Below are 24,478 nucleotides of genomic sequence, written 5' to 3'. Positions count from 1 at the left end.
CGCGGCGTGCAGGCAGACGCGGCTCGCCTCGCCGCCACGCCGCGCGTGAGCCGGCTGTTCCGCCTGCAATACGAGGAAGCGCAGCAGAGCTGGGTGCTGCTCTATCCCGAGGGCATGGTCAGGCTCAACCAGAGCGCGGGCGAGATCATGAAGCGCTGCGACGGCCAACTCAGCGTTGTCCAGATCGTGGCCGACCTCGAAACCGCCTTCAACGCCACCGGTCTCGAACGCGACGTGCTCGGCTTTCTCGACATCGCGCGCGAGAAGCGCTGGATCGAAGGCTGAGCCGCTTACACGGAGACAACGAGCATGAGCTGTCCTGAAAGCAGCACCGCAATTGCATCTTTGGCGGCGGCACGCGGCGGCAAGGCCAGCGACGCGGCGGGCAATGCAAGTCACGTTGGCGGCGCGAGCGACGCGGCGGGCACGGGCCCTGCCGGCGATGTTCGCAGCCTTCAGTCCGCGGCACCCGGCGCCGACGCGCGCCCGCGTCCCGGCCCGCCGCTGTGGCTGCTAGCCGAGGTCACCTACCGCTGCCCGCTGCATTGCGTGTTCTGCTACAACCCGGTCGATTTCGCGCATCACGACGCCGAGCTGTCCACCGAGGACTGGCTCCGTGTGCTGCGCGAGGCGCGCGCAGCCGGCGCGGTGCAGTGCGGTTTCTCGGGCGGCGAGCCGCTGCTGCGCGACGACCTCGAAGTGCTCATCGCCGAGGCGCACCGGCTCGGCTTCTACACCAACCTGCTCACCTCGGGCGTCGGCCTTACCGAGCAGCGCGCCGCGGCGCTGAAGGCGGCCGGGCTCGACCACATCCAGCTGTCGTTCCAGGACTCGACCCGCGAGCTGAACGACTTCCTCTCTCACACGCGCACCTTCGACCTGAAGCAGAAAGTCGCGCGCATCATCAAGGACCACGGCTGGCCGATGGTGATGAACTGCGTGATCCACCGGCTCAACATCGATTACATCGACCGCATCATCGAGATGGCCGACTCGCTCGGCGCCGAGTACGTCGAACTCGCGAACAGCCAGTACTACTCCTGGGCCCTGCTCAACCGCGACCATCTGCTGCCCTCGCGCGAACAGCTCGAACGCGCCGAGCGGATCACCAACGACTGGCGCGCCACGCATGACAACCGCATGCGCATCTTCTACGTGGTGCCCGACTACTACGAAAACCGACCAAAGAAATGCATGAATGGCTGGGGCAGCATCTTCCTGACCATCACTCCCGACGGTACGGCCCTGCCCTGTCACACGGCGCGCATGCTGCCAGGCCAGGCCTTCCCGAACGTGCGCGACGTGTCTGTCGCCGACATCTGGTATCGCAGCGACGGTTTCGAGCGCTATCGCGGCACGGCCTGGATGCAGGAACCCTGCGCCAGTTGCGACGAGAAGGAGAAGGACTTCGGCGGCTGCCGCTGCCAGGCATTGATGCTCGCCGGCGATGCGAATGCGACCGACCCGGTCTGTGCCAAGTCGCCGAAGCGCGGCGTGGTCGATGAAGCGGTGGCGCGCGCACAGCGGCCAGGCAATCCGGCCGTGCATCCGCTCGTGTTCCGCGACCCGAAGGAATCGCACCGGCTCACCGCATGCGAGCCGACCGTCAATGCTGCAGAGGCTCTCGCAACCGTCCGCTGAGTGCGCCGGCCATCGAATTTCATGCAAACCCTTGCGCTCATGGTCGCAAGAGGCTATAGTCCGGCCTCTTCAGACGCGGGGTGGAGCAGTCTGGCAGCTCGTCGGGCTCATAACCCGAAGGTCGTAGGTTCAAATCCTGCCCCCGCAACCAGCATTCGGAAACGCCCTGTCAGCCACAAGCTGACAGGGCGTTTTCATTTCGGGGGGCGCGATATGCCGCTTCGTCCGCACATCGCGTTTTCAGGCGCCTTCAGGCACCGATCACGCGCCTCGCAAAGGGCGCTGGCTCGGTTACAGCAGTAGCGCGCATGAAACGCCCCACCCTGTGCGCAATCGCTAGCGTGAGGAAACCCGCCTTTCATTTCAGGGTTCTGTCATGCGTCGCACCGTCCTGCCCTTCATCGTCCTGACCTCGTTGAGCGGCTGCGCGGTCTACGAGTCGCCGCCCTATCGGACCGAGGTCTATCGCAGCGACATCTACTACTCGACGCCGCGCAGCTACTACTACGTGCCGCCCCCGGTCATCGTCATGCCGCCGCGCCCGCCCGTGGTGATGCCACCGCCCGTCCACATCGGGCCGCCGCGCGGACCACGCTTCGGCCACGACCATCATCATGACTTCGGCCGAGGCTACGGCCATGACGGGCCGGGATTCGGGCGACGCAATGATGGCTGGCCGCGCCCCGGTCAGAGGCCGCGTGACGGCGACGGCCCGCATTTCGGACGCGGCGACGGCTATCCCGGACACGGACTTGGCGGCCCGGACCGGGGACCGGGACGACGCTGAGCTTGCGTCTTTCACGCCCCGGTCTCCCTCGCGCGAGAAGCGCCCGCCGCAGCCGGCGGCCGCACGGTCAGAACAAGTCAGTCGCCCCCACGCCGCGCGAATCTGCGCCCGCCAGTTCATCGAGAACCTCACGCAACTGTCCGTAGGCAAAGTCCAGGTCGGCGACCGAGATGCAATACGGCGGCAGGACATAGATCGCATCGCCCATCGGCCGCATCAACACGCCGCGCGCGATCATGGCCTCGCGCAGCGCACGTCCCGAGGCAGAACCGTAGCCGGCGCTGGCCGCACCGGCAGGCACGAGGTCGAAGGCGGCAATCGTGCCCCATTGCCTGCTGCGGCTGACAAGCGGATGCGAAGCCAGCGCTGCAAGCCGCTGTGCCTGCATCGCCTCCAGGCTTGCAATCCTTTGCATCGTGTCTTCGCTGTCGAACAGCCGGAGCGACGCAAGCGCCGCCGCGCAGCCGAGCGGATTCGCGGTAAAGGTATGACCGTGCAGCAGCGCCCGATCGACGCCGTCGCCAAGGAAGGCGTCGTGGATGGCCGGCGTTGCAAGCGTGACCGCCATCGGCAGGAAGCCGCCGGTGAGCCCCTTGCACAGGCACAGCAGGTCGGGGGTGAAGCCGATGTGCTCGGCCGCGAACATGCGTCCGGTGCGGCCAAAGCCGGTCATGACCTCGTCGAAGATGACGGGCACGCCGCATGCCCTCACCTTCTCGCACACGGTCCTGAGAAAGGGGGCGCGCGCCATGCGCATGCCCGATGCGCCCTGCACAAGCGGCTCGAACACGAAGGCCGCCAGCTCGTGACCATGCCGGTCGAGCCAGGCATCGAGCCGGGCCAGCACAGCGGCTTCCTCGTCGTCCAGGCCGGGCTTGTCGATCCAGGTTTGCGGCCAGGGCATGAAGTCGACGGAGAACAACCAGTCCTCGAACGGTGCGTAGAAGCCCGAGGAGCGCCCAGCCGCCATCGCGCCGAAGGTGTCACCGTGATAGCCGCCTTCAAAGGCGAGAAATCGATGCCTCTTCTGCCCCTGGTTGATCCAGTACTGGCAGGCGATCTTGAGCGCGACCTCGATTGCGGTGGAGCCGTTGTCGGAGAAGAAGACGTGTGACAGCGGTGCCGGCGCGCGCGCGACCAGTTCGGCGGCGAGCCTGGCCGCCGGCTCATGCGTGATGCCCGCGAACATGGTGTGCGGCAGCGTGCGCGCCTGCTCGGCGATCGCCTCCGCGATCGCGGGATGGGCGTGGCCATGCAGGTTTACCCACCAGCTCGACACGGCGTCGAGATAGCGGCGGCCGTCGGCAGCATGCAGCCAGGCACCCTCGCCGCGCACGATGGCGAGCGGCACGGGCGCGGTCCTGGCCTGGGTGAAGGGATGCCAGCAATGGGCACGGTCGAGGGCGAGCCAGTCGGGAACGGTCATGGCGTGGGGAACGTGCATCGGTCAGGTGACGGGCAGGAGCATGACCAGCAGAGCGCCTGGCGCGGTGGTGGGCGCGAGTGTGATCTGGTCGTAGGCGAGCGGGCCGCGAACCGGGTGGTTGAAGAGGCGCCGGCCGCCATCGCGCGCCAGTACGTCCTGCGACGACCAGAGCCGGGCGAACTCGGGACTGGCGCTGCAAAGGCTTGCAACATGGTCGCTGGTTGGCGGAGCGGCGACGTGACCAGCGCTGTGGGCGCGGAACTCGGCCACCAGGCGGGCCGCGCGATCGGGCCAGTCGGGCACGAGTCCGCGTGCGGTCGGGTTCAGGAACATGAAGCGCAGCAGGTTGCGCTCGGTGGCACGGCGATCGAGCCAGCCCGCGAGCAGGCTGCGCGCGGCGGCATTCGCGGCCAGGGCCGTCCATTGTCGATCAAGCAGATAGGCGGGATGGCGCACGGCGTCGACAGCGGCCAGCAGCTCTGCCGGCACGGCATCGGGCTGCGGCGGCTGACTTGGATCGCGTCGCCCGGCCAACTCGAACAGATAACGCCGCTCGGCCACGGTGAGCCGCAACGCATTGGCGAGCCGCGCCAGTGCATCGGCCGACAGCGCCACATCCCGGCCCTGCTCGGCCCAGGTGAGCCAGGTAGGGCTGAGACCGGCGAGCTGGGCCAGCTCCTCGCGGCGCAGGCCCGGCGTGCGCCGGCGCCCGCCCGCCGACAGGCCGACGGCGGCGGGCGCGATGCGCTCACGATGGTCACGCAGGAAGGCGCCGAGCGACGGCGAGGCGGAAGAATCGGAGATGGAAGGCATGTGGACGCGACGTGATGGCTGGCGGTTCTTATAACAGGATAAGTACAGGCCTGTTACCAGTCTTGAAGGGGCGGCAGCATGTCGGTTCACAAGGAGGAAAGTCATGATGCAAGCCCGCACCGCCGCCTCTACCGGCAGCGTCGTCGCAACCGAGCAATTTGGCGCAAGCGCCGCGAGCTATCTGAGCAGCGGCGTCCATGCGACCGGCGCCGACCTTGCGCGCCTCGCCGATCTGATGCCTGCCGACGGGCAGGCACGGGCACTCGACCTGGGCTGCGGCGCCGGGCACGCGGCGTTCGCGATCGCTCCGAAGGCGGCGCGCGTGACCGCCTGTGACCCGACACCCGAGATGCTCGCGGTTGTCGCCGACGAGGCAGCGCGGCGCGGCTTGACGAATCTGGTCGTCGCACGCGCGGCGGCGGAGCGTCTGCCGTTCGAGGATGCGAGCTTCGACGCCGTAGTGACGCGCATGTCGGCGCATCACTGGACCGACCTGGACGCGGCGCTGGGCGAGATCCGTCGGGTACTCGCGCCGGGCGGGCGGCTGGTCGTCATCGACGTGCTCGGCCATCCGGACCCGCTGATCGACTCCCATCTCCAGGCGATCGAACTGCTGCGCGACCGCTCGCATGTGCGCAACCGGACGGCGACGGAATGGCGGACGCTGCTGGCGGCCGCCGGCTTCTCGGTGACGGAGACGTCGCAATGGCGACTGCCGATCGCCTTCGACGGCTGGGTCGCGCGCATGCGCACGCCTACCGTGCGCATTGCGGCGATCCGCGATCTGTGGGCTGGCGCGCCCGAGGCGGTACGCGCGGCCTGGAAGATGCAGCCGGATTGCAGCTTCGAGCTGGACTGCGGGATGTTCATCGCCGAAGGCTGAGGATTGCGACTGCCTGGCCTCACAGAGACGCGAGCAGCGGCATGACATCCGCGCTCACCATCGCCATCGCCATCGCCATCGCCATCGCCATAGGCGTAGGCGTAGGCGTAGGCGTAGGCGTAGGCCACCAGGCTAGCCGGCCACCTCGTCCAGCTCATCCAGCGCGGCGCGCAGGGCACACGGCAACGGCAGCGCACCCAGTTGCGCGGCGAGATCACCCGTCCCGAGCCGGGGCAACTCGGCCAGCACCGGCAGCGCACCATGACGCTCGATCGCGACGCGATTCGCGGCATTGGGCTCACCGCTCATCACGACGCCGAGCAGCCGCATGCCACGCGCGCGCAGCGCCTCGGCCGACAGCAGCGTGTGGTTGATCGTGCCGAGGCCGCTGCGCGCGACCAGCAGTACCGGCAGGTCGAGCCGGCGCGCGAGATCGATCATGAGGAAGTCGTCGGTCACCGGCACGAGCAGGCCGCCCGCGCCCTCGACGACGAGACGTGGCGCGCGGGGCAGCACGAAGGCGGTGGGATCAATGCGCCGTCCCTCCAGCTCGGCGGCGCGCGCGGGCGATTCTGGCGCGGCAAAGCGGAAGGCCTCGGGCAGCACGGGCACGCCAGCGAGGCGCGCGACGCTGCCGCTGTCATCGCCGTCATCGGTGGCGGTACCGGTCTGGGCCGGCTTCCAGTACGTCGCGTTCCAGTGGCGGGCGATCCAGGCGCTCGCGAGCGTCTTGCCGACGCCGGTGTCGGTGCCTGAAACGAAGAGGGCTTTCATGGCGCGATCCTCACGAAGGCGAGTTCGTAGTTCATGACGAGCGGCGTGGCGCAGGCGGCCAGCACGCGCCGCAACGGGACCGGGCGATGATCCGCGCGCGCGACATCGGCGCCGATGCCGCGCAACGCGCGCGCGAAGGCAAGTCCGTCGGCATGCGGCTCATCGATGCTCACCTGTTCGAACTCGCAGCGCCGGCCGTGGGCAGCAGCGAGCCGGGCGCACAAGGCGGCAAGATCGTCGGCGCGGAGCATGGGCTGGAGGCCGCAGTCGAGGCCGGCACGTTCATGGGCGTCGCGCCAGGCCGCGAAGGAACCGTCGAGCAGCAGGCTGAAGGCGAGCACGCGACATTGCGAAAGATGCATGTCGAGCACTGCTTCAAGCGGCCGCACCCATTGCAGGCACATGGTCGAGACGACCCAGTCGGGCGTGGGCGAGAAGCGCGCGCGGGCTGCGTCGGCGCATCCGGTTTCCAGGCGCGGCTCGTCGGCGAAGCGCTCGGCGCAGCGCGCGGCCATCGCGGGCGCGACATCGGTGGCGAGCACGGTCGCGTCGGGCCAGCGGTCGAGCAGATGCGCAGTGAAGAAGCCGGTGCCGCAACCCAGCTCGGCAATGCGCGCCGGACGATCGCCAGTACTGCGCGCGGCGAGCCAGTCGGCGAAGCGGGCAGCAGCCTCGTGCTGGGCGCGGGCGATGCTGTCGTAGCGGGCGGCGGCGGCGGAGAAGCGGTCGGCGACGATCGGGATGCGGCGGTTCATGCGGTGGCGGGCAGCGTGCTCACGAAACGTGCGATGGCGTCGGCGCAGGCTGCGGGATGGGTGCCGGGCAGGAGATGACCGCCGGCCAGCATCAGGAGTTCCGTCGCGCAGCCGCCCTGCGCCGGATCGAACTGGGCGCGGGCGTGATCGGGCGGGACGATCAGGTCGCCGGTGGCGGCGAGCGCGAGCAGCGGCGTGCCGACGGGCGGGGCGAAGTCGCTGTCGCGCAAGGCGGTCAGGGCCGTGGTCAGACGGGCCAGCCGGGCACTGCCGGGTAGCGGCGGGACGTCCTGCGCATACGCGGCGATCTCGACGTCGGACCTGCCGCCGACGGCAATCGTTGCGGACTCGCCGGACATCGTCCCATCTTTCACATCGCCCACGGTCGCGCAGCGCGCGCGGAAGTCGCCAAGACAGCCTTCGGGATCGACCGCCAGTCGCGCGAGCATCGCGTCGAGCGCTCGCGCCGGTGTGCCGGTGCGTCGGCCCGGCGCGCGGCAGAAGCGCAGGAAGCCGTTGATCGACACCAGTGCCTTCCAGCGCGGCGCGGCAGGGGTCAGCAATTGCGCGAAGCCCCAGGAATGCCCGATGCCGATCCACTCGCCATCGTCGCGGCCGGCTGTCTCTGCCAGCGCGTCCACCGGCTCGCCGGCAAAGCCAAGCTCCTGAACCCGCATTTCGGATGCGGGAAATCGCTCGCGCAGCGCGGCGACCAGGGCATCGAGGCTGCGGCCGTCGTGGGCCCAGCCGTGACAGAGCAGGAAGCGCGGCATCAGGCGCCCCGAGTGGCGTGCCAGTCGAGGATGGCGTCAGCCAGCGCATCGACCTGCGCATCGCCGTGCGAGGCCGCGAACGCAATGCGGATGCGCGCCGTGTTGGGCGGCACCGTCGGCGGCCGCACCGCCGACACGATCATCCCGCGTGCGGCGAGCCAGGCCTTGAGTTCGAGCGCGCGCGCATCGCTGCCGACGATGACCGGCACGATGTGCGTGGTGGAGCTTCCGGTATCGAGGCCGGCGGCCTGCAAACGCTTGCGAAAGGCATCGGCGCGCGCCATGAGCCGCGCCCGCGTCTGGTCCAGCATGGGCAGCTTGTTCCACACCGCATGCACGGCCGCCGCCATCGCCGGCGCGATGCCGGTCGAATAGATGAAACCGGTGCAGCGGTTGAGCAGGTAGTCGCGCACCGCGCGGCTGCACGCCACATAGGCGCCCTGGGCGCCGATCGCCTTGCTGAAGGTACCCATGGCCGCGCCGCGTCCACCGATCCAGCCGCTGGCGAGGCCTTGGCCGGTCGCGCCCGCGACGCCGGTCGCATGCGCCTCGTCGAGCCAGAGGAAGGCCGAGTGCGCGTCGGCCAGTGCCGCCAGCGCCGGCATGTCGAGCGAGTCGCCGTCCATGCCGAAGATGGTCTCGGCCACGATGAACTTGGGGCGCGCATCGTCGGCATGCTTCGCCAGCAGTTCGCCCAAATGGCCGAGATCGTTGTGCCGGTAGCGCAGCTGATGCACGCCGGCGAGCTGGCAGGCGTGATGCAAGCTCGCGTGATTGAGCCGGTCGGCGAACAGCAGCGGCTCGGCGCCGAGCGTCTTGCGGTCGAGCAGCGCGGCGAGCGCGGTCGCATTGGCCTGATAGCCCGATGGAAACACCAGCGCCGCCTCGGTGCCCTTGGCCGCCGCGATCGCCGCTTCGAGCGCGGCATGCTCGGGCCAGTCACCCGACAGCAGCCGCGACCCGGTCGCGCCCACGCCGCGCGCCCGCGCGGTTTCGCACAGCGCCGCGATCGCATCCGGATCGCGCGCGAGCCCAAGATAGTCGTTGTGCGAGAAATCGACCGCCGCACCGTCCAGGCCCGCCTGCCCCGGCAGATGGCGCCGGCGCGAATCGCTCTCCAGTGCGACGCAGAGGTCGGCATAGCGGCGGTCGAAAACCTCGGTGACTCCCCGCCGCGCAGCGCCTGCCTGCGCCAGCTCAGACATCACGTCGCCCCACTGAACCGCCCACCGTCATCGCGCCGTCCGCCTCACTCTGCATCGGCGGTTTCGCGCTTGCCCGGGCTTTTCTTGGCGGCGGCGCGCCCGGCGGTCTTGCCGGCCGGTTTCGGTTCGCGCGGCGCGAATTCGAAGCCGATCTTTCCGTCGTCCTGCCGCACCAGGAAGGCCTTGAACTTCCGGCCATTGCGGTTGGAAACGAAATTGACCAGCAGATCGGTCTTGCCTTCAGTCAGCAGCTTGGTCATCTGCTCGCGCGCGATCTCCTGCTGGAGAATCACCTTGCCCGAGCGGAAATCGCAGCGCTTGGCCGGCTGGTTCTCGCACACATAATTCATGCCCTGCTCGAACACCTTGCCACCGCATTTCGGGCAGGTGCCGAGCGGCTGCTCGCCCGAGAAATCGACTTCCTCGCCCGATTCCTCCTCGGCATTGTCCTGACCGAAATCGAATTCGAGCTTGAAGGCATTGCCGGTTTCGGTCTTGAGCGCGTCATCCTGGACGATGCGCAGGATTGCCGCGAAGGGCCGACCCATCTTTGAACGAAAGCCTTGCAGCGGACCGATCTCGCGCTTTTCGAGCAACTCCTCGACTTCCGGAATCTCGAATTGCCGGCCGCCCGGCACCTTCGTCATCGAGAAGGCACATTTCTCGCAGGCAAAACGCCGGTAGTTTTCCCTGATCGTGCCGCCGCAATTCGGGCAGGGCGTATGCAGCACGGCGTAATCACCGGGCACCGTGTCGCTGTCGTATTCCTTCGCGCGCTTGACGATGAGCTGAGTCATCTGCGCGATCTCGCGCATGAAGTCCTCACGCGCCAATTGGCCACGCTCCATCTGCGCCAGCTTGTATTCCCATTCGCCGGTCAATTCGGGATGGGTCAATTCGCTCACGCCCAGACCGTGCAGCAGCGTCATCAACTGGAAGGCCTTGGCCGTCGGCACCAGATCACGGCCATCGCGGATCAGATACTTTTCATTGATGAGACCTTCGATGATCGCCGCGCGCGTCGCCGGCGTGCCGAGGCCCTTCTGTGCCATTGCCTCGCGCAATTCATCGTCATCGAGCAATTTGCCGGCGCCTTCCATTGCCGACAGCAGCGTCGCTTCGTTGTAGCGCGCGGGCGGCTTGGTTTGCAGCGCGATCGCGTCAACCCTGTCGGCCAGCGGCTTTTCGTTCGGGCCGACGGCGACCAGATTGGCGTCCTCGCCCTGGGCATCACGGCCATAGACGGCCAGCCAGCCCGCATTCACCATTACCTTGCCTTCGGTCTTGAAATGGTGATGCTCGATCTTCGTGATGCGCGTGGTCACCATGAATTCCGCCGCCGGGAAGAACACGGCGATGAAACGCTTGACCACGAGGTCATAGATCTTCTGCTGCACCTCGCCGAGGTTCTTCGGCGTTTCGAGCGTCGGGATGATGGCGAAGTGATCGCTGATCTTGGTGTTGTCGAAAACCCGCTTGTTCGGCTTGATGTAATTGCCGTCGATCGCCTGCTTGCAGAACTTGAAGTAATTGTTCTGACCCGCGAGCGATTCGAAGGTCGAGCGCACGGTCTTGAGGTAATCCTCGGGCAGATGGCGCGAATCGGTACGCGGATAGGTCAGGACCTTGTGCTTTTCATACAGCTCCTGGGCAATCGACAGCGTCGTCTTGGCCGAGAAACCGAAACGTGAATTCGCCTCGCGCTGCAATGACGTCAGGTCATACAGCAGCGGCGACAATTGCGACGAGGGCTTGGCTTCTTCGGTAACGACACCGCGCTTGCCACGCGTGGCCGCGACGATTTCCTTCGCTTCATCGACCGACCAGATGCGGTTGTCGCGCAGATGCTCGGGTTCGGGCGCGCCGGGCAATTTGGCCGCGCGCGCCGTGGCTTCGTCCTTCTTATATTTCGGGTCAAACCACTTGGCTTCGTAGGTGCCGGCGCCGACGACGAATTCGGCCTTCACTTCCCAGTAATCGCGCGCGACGAAGCTCTTGATCTTCTTTTCGCGCTCGACCACGACGGCGAGCGTCGGCGTCTGCACACGGCCCACCGTCGTCAGATAGAAACCGCCGCCCTTGCTGTTGAAGGCGGTCATGGCGCGGGTGCCGTTGATGCCGACGATCCAGTCGGCTTCGCTGCGGCTGCGCGCGGCATTGGCCAGCGGCTGCATGTCCTCGTCGCTGCGCAGCTTGCCGAAGCCTTCGCGGATCGCGGCCGGCGTCATCGATTGCAACCAGAGCCGACGCACGGGCTGCTTGGCCTTCGCCGCCTGCGTGATGTAGCGGAAGATCAATTCGCCTTCGCGGCCCGCGTCACAGGCATTGATGAGTGCGGTGACGTCCTTGCGGCGAATGAGCTTGCTGAGCAGCTTGAGCCGATCTTCATTCTTGGCAATCGGCTGAAGGCCGAATTCCTTCGGAATGACGGGCAGATGGGTGAAACTCCATTTGCCGCGTTTCGGGTCATCTTCCGCAAAGATTTCAAGCAGATGGCCGACCGCCGACGAAATGATGTAGTCGTCCGATTCGAAATAACCGTCGTGCTTGGCAAATCCACCCAGGGCTTTCGCGATGTCGTTCGCGACCGAGGGCTTTTCGGCAATGATCAGGCTCTTGGACATGTTGAACGCCAGACTCGAAAGATGGGCGGCGCGCATACCGGCCACCCCGCAAGGGGGGCCAAGTGTAGGCGGTTTCAAAATTTCGGCACAACGCGCCCCATGATGGCAGCGGTATCCGTCATGCAAAAGCATGTCACCGGGTGCCGGGCATCGTTCGTGTGCGGGATGGCCTGCTCGGCAGGCCGACGTCAGTGCAATTCGCGCGGCGAGCCGTCGTCGAGCAGCTCTTCGAGGATGAGCGCGTCGACCTCGGCCTCTTGGCTCCAGAGCACCATGAGGACGATGACCTTGAACTGTTCAGCGCCGATCGGCGATTCGCCGACGGCGACAGAGCGCTCGATGATGAGTTCGCGCTGAGCCGGATCGATGACACCGGCTGATTCTAGAAAGCTGACGAATCCGATCGCCTCGACACCGAGCTGGTCGATTTCCCACGCGGTGTAGACCCGGTGCCCGGCCGAGGCGGCAAGCGCCATCGGCACCGGAGCCGAGCTGGCCTTGGACAGGCCGTTGAGCCAGTCGAGCGCCTCGTCAATCTCTTCGCGTTCGAAGCCGACGGCGGTGAGTTTCTTGGCCAGCACGTCGGCGTCCGGGCATGCGCTCGGATTGAAGTAGTTCTCGAACAGATAGATCAGGACGTCGAACATGCGAACGACTCTACCCGCGAAAACCCTGAGCGGCAACCGATGAAAAGCCGCCGTTTGGCGGCGCTTTGCGGAGTCAGACCGGACGTTGCAGGCGCTGGAAAAAACCGCCCGGCAGGCGGGCGACGAGGCCGTCAAGTTCCCAGTCGAGCAGGGCCGTGAGCAGGGCCGAGGCGTCGGCGCCGCAGCGCTCGGCAAGCCCGTCCACGGTGAAGGGCTCCACGCCGGCCGCGTCGAGCCAGGGGTGGGATACCGGAAGCGCGTCACCTGCGGCGATGCCGGTCGGCCCGTTGGTGTCGCCCGGAGCATCCGGGGCAACCGTCCGTTCGGACGCCACGTCGGGCCGGCCGACCGACCGCGCCAGCGCCGCGCGCACCTGCTCGGGCGAAGGCGCCGCCCGGGCAGATGCACGGCGCCCGCGGGTTGCGGACGCCGGATCGGGCTGGAAGCCGATCGGCAGCAGTTCGTCGAGGATGTGGCGCGACTCGTCCACCAGCTTGGCGCCCTCGCGGATGAGCTGGTGACAGCCCTTCGACAGCGCCGAGTGGATCGAACCCGGAATCGCGAACACCTCGCGCCCCTGCTCGATCGCCTGCCGCGCGGTGATGAGCGAGCCCGACCCGGCGGCCGCCTCGACCACCAGCACGCCGAGCGACAGCCCGGAAATGATTCGGTTGCGGCGCGGAAAGCTCGCCTTGTGCACGCCGGTGCCGAGCGGCTGCTCCGACAGGATCAGCCCGCCCGCCGCGATGCGATGCGCGAGCGCCCGATTGCGCGCCGGATAGACGATGTCGGCGCCAGTGCCGATCACGGCGATCGTCGCACCCGCATCGAGCGCGCCCTCGTGCGCGGCGGTGTCGATGCCGAGCGCGAGGCCCGACACGACGGTCAGTCCGGCGCCCGCGAGATTGGCCGCGAAGCCGCGCGCGTTCTCGATGCCCTGGGCCGTCGCGTTGCGGCTGCCGACGATGGCGATGGCCGGCGTGCGCAGCAGCGAGAGATTGCCGATCGCCCACAGCAGCGGCGGCGGGTCGGCGATGGTGAGGAGCTGCCGCGGATAGTCGGCGTCGGCCAGCGTGATCAGATGCCGGTCGGACTGGGCTGCCCAGTCGAGCGTGCGTTCGATCAGCGCTTGCGCGTCGGCATCGGGAGCGGAGGCGAGCGCGCGGCCGAGCTTGTCGCCGGCGGCGCGCGCCAGCGCGGCCGACCCCAGCGCGAAGATTTGCTCGGGCGGCCCGAGCGCCGCCAGCAGTTCGCGCGCGGCCACCGGGCCGACGCCTTCGGTCGCCATCAGCCGCAACCAGGCGGCCAGCTCGGCGCGACGCGCCTCGGGCAGGGCCGCCACCGGCTCAGTCGAGCTTGGAGACGAAGCGGTCGCCGATGCGCGTCGTATTGGTCGAGCGCAGGATCAGGCCGTAGCTGATGTTCTCGAACACCCGGAACACGAACACGTCGCCGACCGGCTCGTCGGGCAGGCGCACGCGCTCGCCGCCGTTGGCCGCGGTGCGATCGACGATGTAGCCGCCGTAATTGAGCAGGCGGAACACATGGCCGCGCTCCACGCCCTGGGCCGCGCCCCGGTTGAGCGCGATCACCATGCCGGTCGCCGCCTGATCGACGCCGTTGTAGATCGAGACCACGCGCCCGTCGATGACGGTGCTGGCCGCATGCGGCATGTAGGTCGGGAAGTCGCTGGATTCGGTCGGCACGAGACGGTCGCCGACGCGGATCTCCTCGCGCGCCTCCTTGATGCGCAGCGTCGCCGGATCGCCATTGCTCGATACGTCGGCCACGCCGCAATACACGGCCTCGTAGGCGATGACGCGATTGGTCTCGGGATCGCGCAGCGGCGCCGCCGGGCGGTACACCTGCCAGCTGCGGCCGCCGCCGGACGGCATGCCGCGCACATAGACGATGTCGTTGGTGCCAGTAATGACCCGGTCTTCCTGTGTGGCGACCACGCGCGGCGAAGCGGCGATGCCTTCCTCGGTCACGATGAGCGGCCGGTTCAGGAAAGGCTCGATGTCGCGCGGATTGATGCTCGGGATCGCGCCATCGGCTGCGCCCGACACCCGGATGTGTGGCGACAGCTTGACCGTGCCGCCCGCGCCGCCCACCGGCGTGCCGAGCTTGAGCAGCGCGCGGCCGTTGGACTTCTCCAGCATCAGGATCTGGCCTGGATAGATCAGGTGGGGATTGCGGATCTGGTCGCGGTTCATGCCCCACAGCTCGGGCCAGCGCCACGGACTCTTGAGGAAGAGCCCGGAGATGCCCCAGAGCGTGTCGCCCGGCTTGACGGTGTAGCTGTCGGGGGCATTGAGCGCGAGTTCGGACAGCGGTACGCCGGCTTGGGCCACCTGATCGGCGACGTTGCGCTGGCGCGGCGTGACCGGGTACTCGACCGCCGGTGCGGCCTGGAGCGAGGTGGCGATGGCGAGCGCGGCGCCCAGAAGCGCGGTGCTAGACTTTTTCATTCAATCCCTCGGATCGCGAGCCGGACGGCCCGCGTGGCGTTGGCCGCAGTTTCCCGCGCGATGGTTGTCGGATGATCGAAGATGACGCGGATCTGGCGCGGCGCCCGGCATTGGCGCGCGCCCACCGGCGACTGATGAATGCACGGCGCCGCCACGCTTCAGCCGCCCGTCCGGCGGCTCGCGGCAGGACTGGCGCAAGCAATGAAGCGAAAGGCTGAAGGCATATCGAGACAGCGGAAGCCGAAGCGGCGGAATTGCCAGATGCGGTTCGCGCCCGAGCGATTTTGTTGCGATTTTTGTCGAAGATTCTGCCGATAACCGCCTGACCGGGCAATCAAATCCCCGTCCCGCGCGTTGCACCCGATACCGCCATGGCACTGCTCACCATTCTTGAATATCCCGATCCGCGCCTGCACAAGGTCGCGAAGCCGGTCACCGTGGTCGACGACCGCATCCGCCAGCTCGTCACCGACATGGCCGAGACCATGTACGACGCCCCCGGCGTCGGACTTGCGGCGACGCAAGTCGACGTGCATGAGCGTGTCATCGTCATCGACACCTCGGAGAACAAGAGCGAATTGCGCGTGCTCATCAACCCCGAGATCGTCTGGGCGAGCGACGACCTCAAGGTCTGGGAAGAAGGCTGCCTGTCGGTACCCGGCTACTACGACGAGGTCAGGCGCCCGTCGCGGGTGCGGGTGCGCGCTCTCGGTCTCGACGGCAAGCCGCACGAGTTCGACGCCGACGGTCTGCTCGCCGTGTGCGTGCAGCACGAGATGGATCACCTGCTCGGCAAGGTCTTCGTCGACTACCTGTCGCCGCTCAAGCGCAACCGCGTGAAGGCGCGGATGCAGAAGGCCCAGCGCGAACGCGGTGGACGCGACTGAGCATGCGCATCGTCTTCGCGGGCACGCCCGAATTCGCCGCCTGCGCGCTCGACGCGCTGATCGCGGCCGGTCACGAGATCACGCTCGTGCTCACCCAGCCCGACCGGCCCGCCGGTCGCGGCATGAAGCTGCAACCCTCGCCCGTGAAGGCGCTCGCGCTGAAGCACGGCATCGAAGTGTTCCAGCCGCAGACGCTGCGGCTGACGCACCCGAAGCACGGCGCGGAGGGCGCCGAGGCGCAGCGGCGGCTGGCGGCGGAGTTCGGCAAGCCGGTGCCGCCGGCCGCTGCCGGCGCGGCGCTTACCGAAGCGGCGGGTAGCGAAGTGGCCTCGGCGGCGACATCGACCACGACCGCCGCCCCCGCCGACGTGATGATCGTCGCCGCCTACGGCCTGATCCTGCCGCAGGAAGTGCTCGACCTGCCGGCGCGCGGCTGCATCAACATCCACGCCTCGCTGCTGCCGCGCTGGCGCGGCGCGGCGCCGATCCACCGCGCGATCGAGGCCGGCGACGCCGAGACCGGCATCGCGATCATGCAGATGGACGTCGGCCTCGACACCGGCGCCGTGCTGCTCGAACGCCGCCTGTCCATCGGGGCCGACGAATCCACCGGACAGCTGCACGACCGGCTCGCGGCGCTCGGCGGTGAAGCCATCGTCGAGGCGCTCGCGCGGCTTGACACGCTCGCGGCCGTGCCCCAGCCCGCCGACGGCGTGAGCTACGCGGCCAAGATCGCCAAGAGCGAAGCCGCGATCGACTTCGCCGAGCCAGCCGAGGTGATCGCCCGCCGCATCCGCGCCTTCGACCCGTTTCCGGGCGCGAGCGCCGAGTGCGACGGCGTGGCGATCAAGTTCTGGCAGGCGACCGTCGTGCCGGCGGGCGATGTCGACCCGACCATTGCCGCACCCGCGGAAGCCACCGCCGCCGCGACGGCCGGTGGCGCCGCTCCCGGCAGCATCCTCGCCGCCGACGCCGACGGCGTGCTCGTCGCCTGCGGCAGCGGCGCGCTGCGCGTGACCGCGCTGCAAAAGCCGGGCGGCAAGCGCCTGCCCGCGCGCGACTTCCTCGCCGGCCATCCCTTGCGCGCCGGCATGCGCTTCACGAGCGCCGCGCGGGAGTCCGCATGAGCGCGCTCGGCGTGACCGACCTCGGCTGGTTCGTCGTCGCGGTGATGATGCTCAACCTCACGCCTGGGCCGGACACGGCCTTCATCGTCGGCCGCAGCCTCGCGCAGGGGCCGCGCGCGGGCGTGATGAGCGCGCTGGGCATCTCGATCGGCTGCTGCGCGCATGTGCTGCTCGCGGCCTTCGGGCTGACGGCGATCGTCGCGGCGTCAGCCACGGCCTTCACGGTGATCAAGCTCGCGGGCGCGGCCTACCTGATCTGGCTCGGGCTGAAGATGCTGTTCGCGCGCGAATCGAGCGGAAGCGACCGAGCCATGGCCGACGCCGCCGGCCCGCACGCCGCGCCAACCGCGGGCGCCCGGTCCGCCGCCGCATCGGCGGCCACTCCGGCTTTCGGGCAGGGCCGCACCGCCGGCGCTCCGGCCGCCATGCCGACCGCCGTACTGCTGCGCCAGGCCGCGCTCACCAACCTGCTCAATCCCAAGGTGGTGGTGTTCTTCCTGTCCTTCTTCCCGCAGTTCGTCGCACATGACGCGCCGTCCAACGCCGTGGCCTTCCTGTCGCTCGGCGTGGTGTTCGTGCTCATGAGCACGGTGCACAACGCGGCGGTCGGCTGGATGGCGGGGCGGCTGGTGCGCGGCCTCGGCAGCAAGCCCGGCCTCGGGCGCTGGCTGGGGCGCGGCGTGGGCGCCGGCTTTGTCGCGCTTGGTTGCAAACTCGCGCTGACTCCGCAGCATTGAAACCACTGCGTACGTTGAAAGGCCGCCGGGCTGGGGCATCTAATCCGGGCGCCCGCGATTCCGGGCAGGCGCGCCGCCTTTCACGCAGGAGTCCCTCATGTTCAATTACCTGAAGACCGCCGTGCTCATGGCGGGCATCGTCGCGCTGTTCATGGCGATCGGTGCCGTGCTCGGCGGCCGCCAGGGCATGTTCATCGCGCTGCTGATCGCCTGCGGCATGAACTTCTTCAGCTACTGGTACAGCGACCAGATGGTGCTGAAGATGTACAACGCCCGCGAGGTCGATGCCGTGTCGGCGCCGCGCTTCTACGCGATCGTGGCCGACCTGGCCGGGCGCGCCGGTCTGCCGATGCCACGCGTCTACCTCATCGACGAAGCCTCGCCCAACGCCTTCGCCACCGGCCGCGACCCCGAGAACGCCGCCGTCGCCGCCACCACCGGCATCCTCGGCATCCTGACCGAGCGCGAACTGCGCGGCGTGATGGCCCACGAACTGGCGCATGTGCAGCACCGCGACATCCTCATCAGCACGATCAGCGCGACCATGGCCGGCGCGATCTCGATGCTGGCCAACTTCGCCATGTTCTTCGGCGGGCGCGACAGCGAGGGCCGGCCGGCCAACCCGATCGCCGGGCTGCTCGTCATGTTTCTCGCGCCGATCGCGGCGAGCCTGATCCAGATGGCGATCAGCCGCGCGCGCGAGTTCGAGGCCGATCGCGGCGGCGCCGAGATCAGCGGCGACCCGCAGGCGCTCGCCTCGGCGCTCGAAAAGATCCACCGGTATGCCCAGGGCATGCCGCTCCACACGACCGAAGCGCATCCGGAGACCGCGCAGATGATGATCATGAATCCGCTCTCGGGCGGCGGGCTGTCGGGCCTGTTCAGCACCCACCCGTCCACCGAGGAGCGCATCGCGCGCCTCATGGAAATGCAGCGCAGCGGGGTCTACCCGGTTTGAATTCGCCCGTCCATCCCAAGAAGCCGGCGCCGCAAGCGCGCCGCCATCCCGCCCGCCAGCCCGCGCCCCGCGCGGGCTTGTCGTCTGTGGACAGCCGTCTCGGCGATGACGGCGCGCTGGCCGGCCAGCGCGCCACCGGCAAGCCGGGCCGCGCCGTCGACGACGAAGCCCGCGCCGACCAGCACCCAGCCGCTCCGCATCCCCGCACCAGCAACACCCGCCCCGCCCGGGGCCACGACGCCGCGCTCCCGCGCCTGACCGCCGCCGTCAATCCCTCCACCCTCGCCGGCCAGATCGCGCTCGCCGCCGAACTGTCGGCCCGCGTGCGCGCCGGCACCGCGCTGCCGCAGGCGCTCGCTGCCCTCGCCGTCGAGGCACGGCTCGACGCCGCCGCCCGTGGCGCCGTGCAGGACATCGCCTACCGAACGATGCGCCAGCGCGGCCTCGCCGACGGCCTGCTCGACAAGCTCGCCACGCGCCGCCCGGCCGCCCACCTGCGCGAGCTGCTCGTCGTCGCGCTCGCGCTCGCGGTCCAGCCCGACGCGCCCTACACCGAGCACACTCTGGTCGATCAGGCCGTCGAGGCGGTTAAGCCCGGCGAGCGCGGCTTCGTCAACGCCGTGCTGCGCCGCTTCCTGCGCGAACGCGCCGAGCTGCTCGACACCGTGCGCAGCCATCCCGAAGCGCGCTGGAATCTGCCGCGCTGGTGGCTGGACCGGCTCAAGGCGGCGCATCCGCAGCACTGGCAGTCCATCGCCGAGGCCGGCAACCGCCCGCCGCCGATGACGCTGCGCGTCAACCTCGCCCAGGGCACGCGCGAGGCCTATCTGGCACGGCTGGCCGAGGCCGGCATCGGCGCCGACGCGCTCGCCACCGCACCCGGCGCCGTCCGCCTGCACCGCCCGGTGCCCGTCGGCGCCCTGCCCGGCTTCGACAGCGGCGCCGTCTCGGTCCAGGACGCCGGCGCCCAGCTCGCCGCCGAACTGCTCGCGCCGCAACCCGGCGACCGCGTGCTCGACGCCTGCGCCGCGCCCGGCGGCAAGACGCTGCACCTGCTGGAGCTGGCCGACTGCGAGCTGCTCGCCCTCGACAGCGACGCCGACCGCCTCGCCCGCGTGGCCGAAAACCTCGCCCGCCTCGGCGAGCGCGCCGCCCGCGTCACCACCCGCGCCGCCAGCGCCGACCGCCCCGCCGACTGGTGGGACGGCCAGCCCTTCGACCGCATCCTCGCCGACCTGCCCTGCACCGCCAGCGGCATCCTGCGGCGTCATGCCGACATCCGCTGGCTACGTCGCTCAACCGACGTTGACCAGCTTGCAACACTGGCTTCGGGCATCCTCGACGCGCTTTGGCCGCTGCTGAAACCGGGTGGTAGATTGCTCGTCTCCACCTGCTCCGTCTTCCCCGAGGAAGGCGAGCTCCAGCTCAAGCGCTTCATCGACCGGCACGCAGATGCCGCGCGCCTGCCCGCTCCGGGCCAGATGCTTCCCACCCCCGACCACGCAAGCTCCCAGTCCGATGACCACGACGGCTTCTTCCACGCGCTGCTCGAAAAGCGCGCGCCGTCCGTGGGCTGAAGACGCCAGCGCATCGTCCGCCGCATCCGGGCATCGTGACGCGGACACGGCTCGCGCGCGCGCGGCCGCCACGAGCCGTCCCCGCACGGATGAGCGCGGCACCGGCGGAACAACGGCAATCGATCTCGACCGCCGCCGACTCGCGCGGCTGCTGATCGCGCTGCCCGCACTGGCCGGCGGCCTTGGGGTCGCGCCGCGTCCGGCGCGCGCCGACGGCATCGAGAACCGCCTCGCGCGCATTGAGCTGAACGACGACGGCTGGGTACTCCAGAGCGAGCACGACATCGAGCTGACGCCAGTGCTCGTCGAGGCGGTGCAGCGCGGCCTCGCCCTTTGGTTCGTCACCGAACTCGAAGTCACGCGCAAGCGCTGGTACTGGTTCGACCAGACCGCCGTCTCGGCCCAGATCTCGGCGCGCCTGTCGCACAACGCGATGACGCGCCAGTACCGGCTCAGCGTCGGCGCGGGCGCGCCGGGCAGCCATGGCGCGCTCGCGCTGCGCTTCGACTCGCTCGACGAAGCCCTGCGCGCCCTCGGCCACCTGCGCGACTGGCGCCTCGGCGACGCGGGCCTGCTACGCCACGGCGAGCGCTACAGCGCCGCCTTGCGGCTGCGGCTCGACCCCACGCAGCTGCCCAAGCCATTCCAGCTCAACGCGCTCACCGGCCGCGACTGGAACATCGCGTCAGACTGGACGCGCTTCGATTTCACCGCCTGACGGCAGCCGAGCCGGCTGCCTCGGCTCTGCCCTGGCCGACCCGCATGCCTGATCCCGCCGACTCCCGCGTTGCCTCGCCCTCCTCCGCGCCCGACACCCGCCGGACACAGGCCGACGGCACCACGCCCGCCCCGCGCCTCGACGCCGCCCGCCGCGCGACCCGCGCCGCCAAGCGCCGTCGCGCCGCGCGCTACCTTGCCGTCGCTTTCGCCGGCTTCGGTGGCGTCATCTACTTCCTATACGTGACCGCCGCGTCCAACTCGGCCTTCTTCACGCGCAACTACACCAATTTGCTCTACGCCAACCTCGGCCTGCTCGGGGTGCTCGGCGCGACGGTGGTATGGCTTGGCTTCCGGCTCTGGCAGCGGCACCGGCGGCGGCGCTTCGGCGCGCGGCTGATGGCGCGGCTCGCGCTCACGCTCGGGCTGGTCGGCGTGCTGCCGGGCGCGCTCATCTACACCGTGTCGGTGCAGTTCCTCGCGCGCAGTCTTGAATCATGGTTCAACCTGCGCGTCGATACCGCGCTCGAAGCCGGCGTGCGCCTCGGCCAGGCCTCGCTCGACGCGCTGCGCAACGACCTGATCAACAAGGCGCGCGACGCCGCGCTCGAACTGGCCGATGCCTCGCCCGCCGGCCGCGCCGCCCTCGTCAACCGCCTGCGCGAGCAGACCCAGGCCACCGACGCCGTGCTCTTCACCGCCACCGGCCGCGTGCTCGCCACCGCCGCCGGTGGCCTCGTGCTCGCGCCCGACCTGCCCGGCCGCGAAACCCTCTCGCGGCTGCGCGTCACACCCACGATCTCCACCGTCGAGGGCGACGACCCGGCCGATGCCGGCGCCCAGCCGCTGCGCCTGCGCGTGATCGTGCCGGTGCCCGCGAGTCTCACCGGCGGCCTCGTCGCGCCGGCCGACGATCTCTACCTCCAGATCGTCCAGAACGTCCCGACCAGCCTCGCCGATAACGCCCAGGCCGTCACCGCCGTGTACCAGGACTACCGCGAACTCGCTCTCGGCCGCGACGGCCTGCGCAAGATCTACACGATCGCGCTCACGCTCACGCTGCTGCTCGCGGCCTTTGCGGCGATGGTGTCTGCGCTGCTGCTCGCCAACCGCTTCGCGCGGCCGCTGCAAGCCCTCGCCGAAGGCACGCGCGCTGTCGCCGAGGGCGATTTCAAGCCGCTGCCCGAGCCCGGCACGCGCGACGAGATCGCCGCCCTCACCGACTCCTTCAACCGCATGACCGCGCAGCTCGGCGAGGCGCGCGCCGTGGTCGAGGCGCGCGAGGCCGAACTGGCGCGTGCCAACGCCTATCTGTCGAGCCTGCTCGCCAACATCTCGACCGGCGTGGTCGTGTTCGATGAACGGTTGCGGCTCATGAGCGCCAATCCCGCCGCCGAGACCATCATCGGTGCGCCGCTCAGCCTGCGCATCGGCTCGGCGCTCGCGGTGCTGCCGGTACTCGACCGCATCGCCGACGCGGTGCGCGACGCCTTCGCGAGCCACGCCGACAGCCACGAACCGTGGCAGTCGCAGTTCGAGATCGAGCGCGACGGCGCCGCCGACCTCGCCCTGCTCGCGCGCGGCTCGCGGCTCGTGACCGCCGACGGCATGCTGCTCGTCATGGTGTTCGACGACATCACGCAGATCCTTTCCGCCCAGCGCGCGCTAGCCTGGGGCGAGGTGGCGCGACGGCTCGCGCACGAGATCAAGAATCCGCTCACGCCGATCCAGCTCTCGGCCGAGCGGCTGGAGCACAAGCTCGCCGACAAGCTCTCGCCCGAGGACGCCGCCGTGCTGACCAAGGGCGCGCGCACCATCGTCACCCAGGTCGCGGCGCTCAAGCACATGGTCGACGAGTTCCGCGAATACGCCCGCCTGCCGCCGACAACGCTTGCACCGGTCGACCTGAACCGCGTCGTGGAAGACGTTGCCGCCCTGTACGGCGGCGTGCCCGCGCGCTTCGAGCTGGCGCCCGATCTGCCCGCCATCCTCGGCGACGCCGGCCAGCTCCGGCAGGTCATCCACAACCTGCTGCAGAACGCCCAGGACGCCGTCACGTCACGCATCGCGGAAAGCGGTCCGATCCCCCTGCCGCCCGACGGCGACCCCGCTCATATCGTGCTCAAAACCGAGGCGCTACAATTCGCCGCGTCCGACCGGGTACGGAAGCTGGAAGTCAGGCTTCAGGTCCGCGACAGGGGTACGGGTTTCAATCCCCGCATCGCGGCGCGCATCTTCGAGCCCTATGTCACCAACAAGCCTCGCGGCACCGGCCTCGGACTCGCCATCGTCCGCAAGATCGCGGACGAGCACGGCGCCCGCATCGAGGCCGGCAACGCCGACGACGGCGGCGCGATCGTGACCTTGTTTTTCACCAGACTCGCTCCGGCGCAGTCTTGATTCAGTTTTCGCACCGCCAGCGCGGCGGGTGCTCTGGAAGTCGGCAGGATCTAATTACATGGCGAACATTCTTGTCGTGGACGACGAAATCGGGATCCGCGAACTGCTGTCGGAAATTCTCGGCGACGAGGGTCACGTTGTATTCACCGCCGAGAACGCCGCCAAGGCGCGCGACATCCGCCAGGAAGAACGCATCGACCTCGTCCTGCTCGACATCTGGATGCCCGAGTGCGACGGCGTCACGCTGCTCAAGGAATGGGGCGCGCAGCAGCTCCTGACCATGCCGGTCATCATGATGAGCGGCCACGCCACCATTGATACGGCGGTCGAGGCGACGCGCTACGGCGCGCTCGACTTCCTCGAAAAGCCGGTCACGATGCAAAAGCTGCTCACCGCCGTGCAGAAGGGTCTGCAACGCGGCCAGATGCTGCGCGTCGCGCATCCCGCGCCGGTCGCCACGGTGGCCACGCCGGTGTCGCTGGCCGGTAGCGCCCCCGCGCTCACCTCGGTGCAGTTCGATGCGCAACCCGCCGCGCCGCTGCCGCGCAGCATCGCGCCGGCACTGCCGATCGAGAGCGCGCCCATCGTCAACCTCGACCAGCCGCTGCGCGACGCGCGCGACGAGTTCGAGCGCCTGTACTTCGAGCATCACCTTGCGAAGGAGCACGGCAGCATGACCCGCGTGGCCGAGCGCACCGGCCTCGAACGCACCCACCTCTACCGCAAGCTCAAGCAGCTCGGCGTCGAGTTGGGTCGTGGCACGCGCCGCGTCGGCGCCGCGCGCGACAGCGTCGCCTCGGCCGATCGCGGCGGCTATGACGACAGCCTGGCCGGCGAATACAAGTACGCCGCGCTCGGCGGCAGCAAGTCCTGACGCCAGTCGCGATCTACACGCGGGCCGAGCACGGCCCGCTGCTCGCCGACTGGCAATCGCGCCCGGCCGGCGAGCGCTGGATATTCCTGTTCGACGGCGCGCTCGCCGCGCCACCCGATCTCGCCGAAGCCCTCGGCCATCCCCCGCCCGAGCTCCACGCCATCGCCGGCTGCGCCTGCTGCAGCGGCCGCATGACGCTCCAGGTCACGCTCGTGCGCCTGCTGCGCGCCCGGCCGGACCGGCTGGTACTCGTCATCGCCGAAGCCGCCCACGCACCGGCCGTGATCGCGCTGCTCGACGCCGGAAACTTGCGCAATCATGCAACGCTGACGCGCCGGCCTTGTCCGACGACGGCAAATTGAGGGTTGAAGCCGTTCAAGCTGCCTGCATGTAGGCCGTAAC

22 protein-coding genes, 1 tRNA gene and 1 pseudogene are annotated in these 24,478 nt (G+C 69.2%); 13 read left to right on the top strand and 11 right to left on the bottom strand.

The window, feature by feature from the left end; translation table 11 throughout:
• Positions 1-6 precede the first annotated feature (6 nt).
• The 4 genes from pqqD to H566_RS21970 all read left to right on the top strand — a co-directional run bounded on the left by pqqD (position 7) and on the right by H566_RS21970 (position 2,428).
• A complete protein-coding gene (pqqD, locus tag H566_RS0100170; RefSeq protein WP_028309838.1) occupies positions 7-285 on the top strand; it encodes a pyrroloquinoline quinone biosynthesis peptide chaperone PqqD in 279 nt (92 codons plus the stop codon).
• Positions 286-309: 24 nt separating this feature from the next.
• The gene (gene pqqE, locus H566_RS21975; protein ID WP_211238021.1) at positions 310-1,641 is read left to right on the top strand and encodes a pyrroloquinoline quinone biosynthesis protein PqqE; all 1,332 of its coding nucleotides are present in this window, start codon (positions 310-312) and stop codon (positions 1,639-1,641) included.
• Between the two features lie 74 nt (positions 1,642-1,715).
• Positions 1,716-1,792 (top strand) — tRNA-Met (locus tag H566_RS0100160).
• A 225-nt stretch (positions 1,793-2,017) separates the two neighbouring features.
• On the top strand, positions 2,018-2,428 hold the full coding sequence (locus tag H566_RS21970; RefSeq protein WP_034409982.1) for a hypothetical protein: 411 nt from the start codon (positions 2,018-2,020) through the stop codon (positions 2,426-2,428).
• Positions 2,429-2,495: 67 nt separating this feature from the next.
• On the opposite strand, the gene bioA is transcribed toward H566_RS21970, so the two are convergent.
• Entirely contained in the window at positions 2,496-3,854 is a 1,359-nt protein-coding gene (bioA, locus tag H566_RS0100150; RefSeq protein WP_028309837.1) for an adenosylmethionine--8-amino-7-oxononanoate transaminase, read from the bottom strand.
• Positions 3,855-3,875: 21 nt separating this feature from the next.
• On the bottom strand, positions 3,876-4,667 hold the full coding sequence (locus H566_RS0100145) for a helix-turn-helix transcriptional regulator (RefSeq protein ID WP_028309836.1): 792 nt from the start codon (positions 4,665-4,667) through the stop codon (positions 3,876-3,878).
• A 106-nt stretch (positions 4,668-4,773) separates the two neighbouring features.
• On the opposite strand from H566_RS0100145, the gene H566_RS21965 reads away from it, so the two are divergent.
• Complete coding sequence (locus tag H566_RS21965) at positions 4,774-5,550, top strand: class I SAM-dependent methyltransferase (RefSeq protein WP_051377730.1); 777 nt, start codon at positions 4,774-4,776, stop codon at positions 5,548-5,550.
• Between the two features lie 132 nt (positions 5,551-5,682).
• Here the strand turns inward: H566_RS21965 and bioD are convergent, their stop codons facing one another.
• The 8 genes and pseudogenes from bioD to H566_RS0100100 form a co-directional block, all read right to left on the bottom strand.
• A complete protein-coding gene (gene bioD, locus H566_RS0100135) occupies positions 5,683-6,324 on the bottom strand; it encodes a dethiobiotin synthase (protein WP_028309835.1) in 642 nt (213 codons plus the stop codon).
• A complete protein-coding gene (locus tag H566_RS29295) occupies positions 6,321-7,079 on the bottom strand; it encodes a methyltransferase domain-containing protein (RefSeq protein WP_051377703.1) in 759 nt (252 codons plus the stop codon). The genes bioD and H566_RS29295 overlap by 4 nt, the downstream gene beginning before the upstream one ends.
• Entirely contained in the window at positions 7,076-7,852 is a 777-nt protein-coding gene (locus H566_RS29290; protein ID WP_028309834.1) for an alpha/beta fold hydrolase, read from the bottom strand. The genes H566_RS29295 and H566_RS29290 overlap by 4 nt, the downstream gene beginning before the upstream one ends.
• Entirely contained in the window at positions 7,852-9,057 is a 1,206-nt protein-coding gene (locus H566_RS21955; protein WP_084544575.1) for an aminotransferase class I/II-fold pyridoxal phosphate-dependent enzyme, read from the bottom strand. The genes H566_RS29290 and H566_RS21955 overlap by 1 nt, the downstream gene beginning before the upstream one ends.
• A 68-nt stretch (positions 9,058-9,125) precedes the next feature.
• Positions 9,126-11,681: pseudogene (locus tag H566_RS21950) on the bottom strand (DNA topoisomerase III); the annotation flags it as partial.
• Positions 11,682-11,869: 188 nt separating this feature from the next.
• Positions 11,870-12,328, bottom strand: coding sequence for a Smg family protein (locus tag H566_RS0100110; protein WP_028309833.1), 459 nt, complete (start codon positions 12,326-12,328; stop codon positions 11,870-11,872).
• Between the two features lie 73 nt (positions 12,329-12,401).
• A complete protein-coding gene (gene dprA / locus H566_RS0100105) occupies positions 12,402-13,616 on the bottom strand; it encodes a DNA-processing protein DprA (RefSeq protein WP_084544582.1) in 1,215 nt (404 codons plus the stop codon).
• 58 nt (positions 13,617-13,674) lie between these two features.
• A complete protein-coding gene (locus tag H566_RS0100100) occupies positions 13,675-14,799 on the bottom strand; it encodes a LysM peptidoglycan-binding domain-containing protein (RefSeq protein WP_028309831.1) in 1,125 nt (374 codons plus the stop codon).
• A gap of 371 nt (positions 14,800-15,170) precedes the next feature.
• On the opposite strand from H566_RS0100100, the gene def reads away from it, so the two are divergent.
• The 8 genes from def to H566_RS21935 all read left to right on the top strand — a co-directional run bounded on the left by def (position 15,171) and on the right by H566_RS21935 (position 24,076).
• Positions 15,171-15,686: a peptide deformylase gene (def, locus tag H566_RS0100095; protein WP_028309830.1), complete on the top strand. Its 516-nt coding sequence runs from the start codon at positions 15,171-15,173 to the stop codon at positions 15,684-15,686.
• 2 nt (positions 15,687-15,688) lie between these two features.
• Positions 15,689-16,813 (top strand): methionyl-tRNA formyltransferase, encoded by a 1,125-nt coding sequence (gene fmt / locus H566_RS0100090; RefSeq protein WP_028309829.1) that lies wholly within the window; start codon positions 15,689-15,691, stop codon positions 16,811-16,813.
• Positions 16,810-17,550 (top strand): LysE family translocator, encoded by a 741-nt coding sequence (locus tag H566_RS0100085; RefSeq protein WP_028309828.1) that lies wholly within the window; start codon positions 16,810-16,812, stop codon positions 17,548-17,550. The genes fmt and H566_RS0100085 overlap by 4 nt, the downstream gene beginning before the upstream one ends.
• A 97-nt stretch (positions 17,551-17,647) precedes the next feature.
• The gene (htpX, locus tag H566_RS0100080) at positions 17,648-18,508 is read left to right on the top strand and encodes a zinc metalloprotease HtpX (protein ID WP_028309827.1); all 861 of its coding nucleotides are present in this window, start codon (positions 17,648-17,650) and stop codon (positions 18,506-18,508) included.
• Between the two features lie 254 nt (positions 18,509-18,762).
• Complete coding sequence (rsmB, locus tag H566_RS0100075; protein ID WP_028309826.1) at positions 18,763-20,085, top strand: 16S rRNA (cytosine(967)-C(5))-methyltransferase RsmB; 1,323 nt, start codon at positions 18,763-18,765, stop codon at positions 20,083-20,085.
• Complete coding sequence (locus H566_RS21945; RefSeq protein ID WP_084544574.1) at positions 20,027-20,803, top strand: DUF4390 domain-containing protein; 777 nt, start codon at positions 20,027-20,029, stop codon at positions 20,801-20,803. The genes rsmB and H566_RS21945 overlap by 59 nt, the downstream gene beginning before the upstream one ends.
• 44 nt (positions 20,804-20,847) lie before the next feature.
• Positions 20,848-23,202, top strand: a complete 2,355-nt coding sequence (locus tag H566_RS21940) for a sensor histidine kinase (protein ID WP_051377701.1) — start codon at positions 20,848-20,850, stop codon at positions 23,200-23,202.
• 58 nt (positions 23,203-23,260) lie between these two features.
• Positions 23,261-24,076 carry a response regulator gene (locus H566_RS21935; protein ID WP_084544573.1) on the top strand — a complete coding sequence of 272 codons (816 nt, stop codon included), beginning with the start codon at positions 23,261-23,263 and terminating at the stop codon, positions 24,074-24,076.
• Here H566_RS21935 and H566_RS28695 read toward each other — a convergent pair.
• A complete protein-coding gene (locus tag H566_RS28695) occupies positions 24,016-24,396 on the bottom strand; it encodes a hypothetical protein (protein ID WP_156924236.1) in 381 nt (126 codons plus the stop codon). The genes H566_RS21935 and H566_RS28695 overlap by 61 nt on opposite strands.
• Between the last annotated feature and the right edge of the window lie 82 nt (positions 24,397-24,478).

The sequence above is a fragment of the Derxia gummosa DSM 723 genome (assembly GCF_000482785.1).
GTDB classification, from domain to species: domain Bacteria; phylum Pseudomonadota; class Gammaproteobacteria; order Burkholderiales; family Burkholderiaceae_E; genus Derxia; species Derxia gummosa.
This window is presented reverse-complemented; position numbering and strand designations above follow the sequence as displayed.

Bases quoted from the DNA above. Each gene is read 5' to 3' on its own strand.
- pqqE (WP_211238021.1), top strand. From the start codon at position 310: ATGAGCTGTCCTGAAAGCAGCACCGCAATTGCATCTTTGGCGGCGGCA.
- H566_RS21970 (WP_034409982.1), top strand. From the start codon at position 2,018: ATGCGTCGCACCGTCCTGCCCTTCATCGTCCTGACCTCGTTGAGCGGC.
- bioA (WP_028309837.1), bottom strand. From the start codon at position 3,854: ATGACCGTTCCCGACTGGCTCGCCCTCGACCGTGCCCATTGCTGGCAT.
- H566_RS0100145 (WP_028309836.1), bottom strand. From the start codon at position 4,667: ATGCCTTCCATCTCCGATTCTTCCGCCTCGCCGTCGCTCGGCGCCTTC.
- H566_RS21965 (WP_051377730.1), top strand. From the start codon at position 4,774: ATGCAAGCCCGCACCGCCGCCTCTACCGGCAGCGTCGTCGCAACCGAG.
- bioD (WP_028309835.1), bottom strand. From the start codon at position 6,324: ATGAAAGCCCTCTTCGTTTCAGGCACCGACACCGGCGTCGGCAAGACG.
- H566_RS29295 (WP_051377703.1), bottom strand. From the start codon at position 7,079: ATGAACCGCCGCATCCCGATCGTCGCCGACCGCTTCTCCGCCGCCGCC.
- H566_RS29290 (WP_028309834.1), bottom strand. From the start codon at position 7,852: ATGCCGCGCTTCCTGCTCTGTCACGGCTGGGCCCACGACGGCCGCAGC.
- H566_RS21955 (WP_084544575.1), bottom strand. From the start codon at position 9,057: ATGTCTGAGCTGGCGCAGGCAGGCGCTGCGCGGCGGGGAGTCACCGAG.
- H566_RS0100110 (WP_028309833.1), bottom strand. From the start codon at position 12,328: ATGTTCGACGTCCTGATCTATCTGTTCGAGAACTACTTCAATCCGAGC.
- dprA (WP_084544582.1), bottom strand. From the start codon at position 13,616: ATGGCGACCGAAGGCGTCGGCCCGGTGGCCGCGCGCGAACTGCTGGCG.
- H566_RS0100100 (WP_028309831.1), bottom strand. From the start codon at position 14,799: ATGAAAAAGTCTAGCACCGCGCTTCTGGGCGCCGCGCTCGCCATCGCC.
- def (WP_028309830.1), top strand. From the start codon at position 15,171: ATGGCACTGCTCACCATTCTTGAATATCCCGATCCGCGCCTGCACAAG.
- fmt (WP_028309829.1), top strand. From the start codon at position 15,689: ATGCGCATCGTCTTCGCGGGCACGCCCGAATTCGCCGCCTGCGCGCTC.
- H566_RS0100085 (WP_028309828.1), top strand. From the start codon at position 16,810: ATGAGCGCGCTCGGCGTGACCGACCTCGGCTGGTTCGTCGTCGCGGTG.
- htpX (WP_028309827.1), top strand. From the start codon at position 17,648: ATGTTCAATTACCTGAAGACCGCCGTGCTCATGGCGGGCATCGTCGCG.
- H566_RS21945 (WP_084544574.1), top strand. From the start codon at position 20,027: ATGACCACGACGGCTTCTTCCACGCGCTGCTCGAAAAGCGCGCGCCGT.
- H566_RS21940 (WP_051377701.1), top strand. From the start codon at position 20,848: ATGCCTGATCCCGCCGACTCCCGCGTTGCCTCGCCCTCCTCCGCGCCC.
- H566_RS21935 (WP_084544573.1), top strand. From the start codon at position 23,261: ATGGCGAACATTCTTGTCGTGGACGACGAAATCGGGATCCGCGAACTG.
- H566_RS28695 (WP_156924236.1), bottom strand. From the start codon at position 24,396: ATGATTGCGCAAGTTTCCGGCGTCGAGCAGCGCGATCACGGCCGGTGC.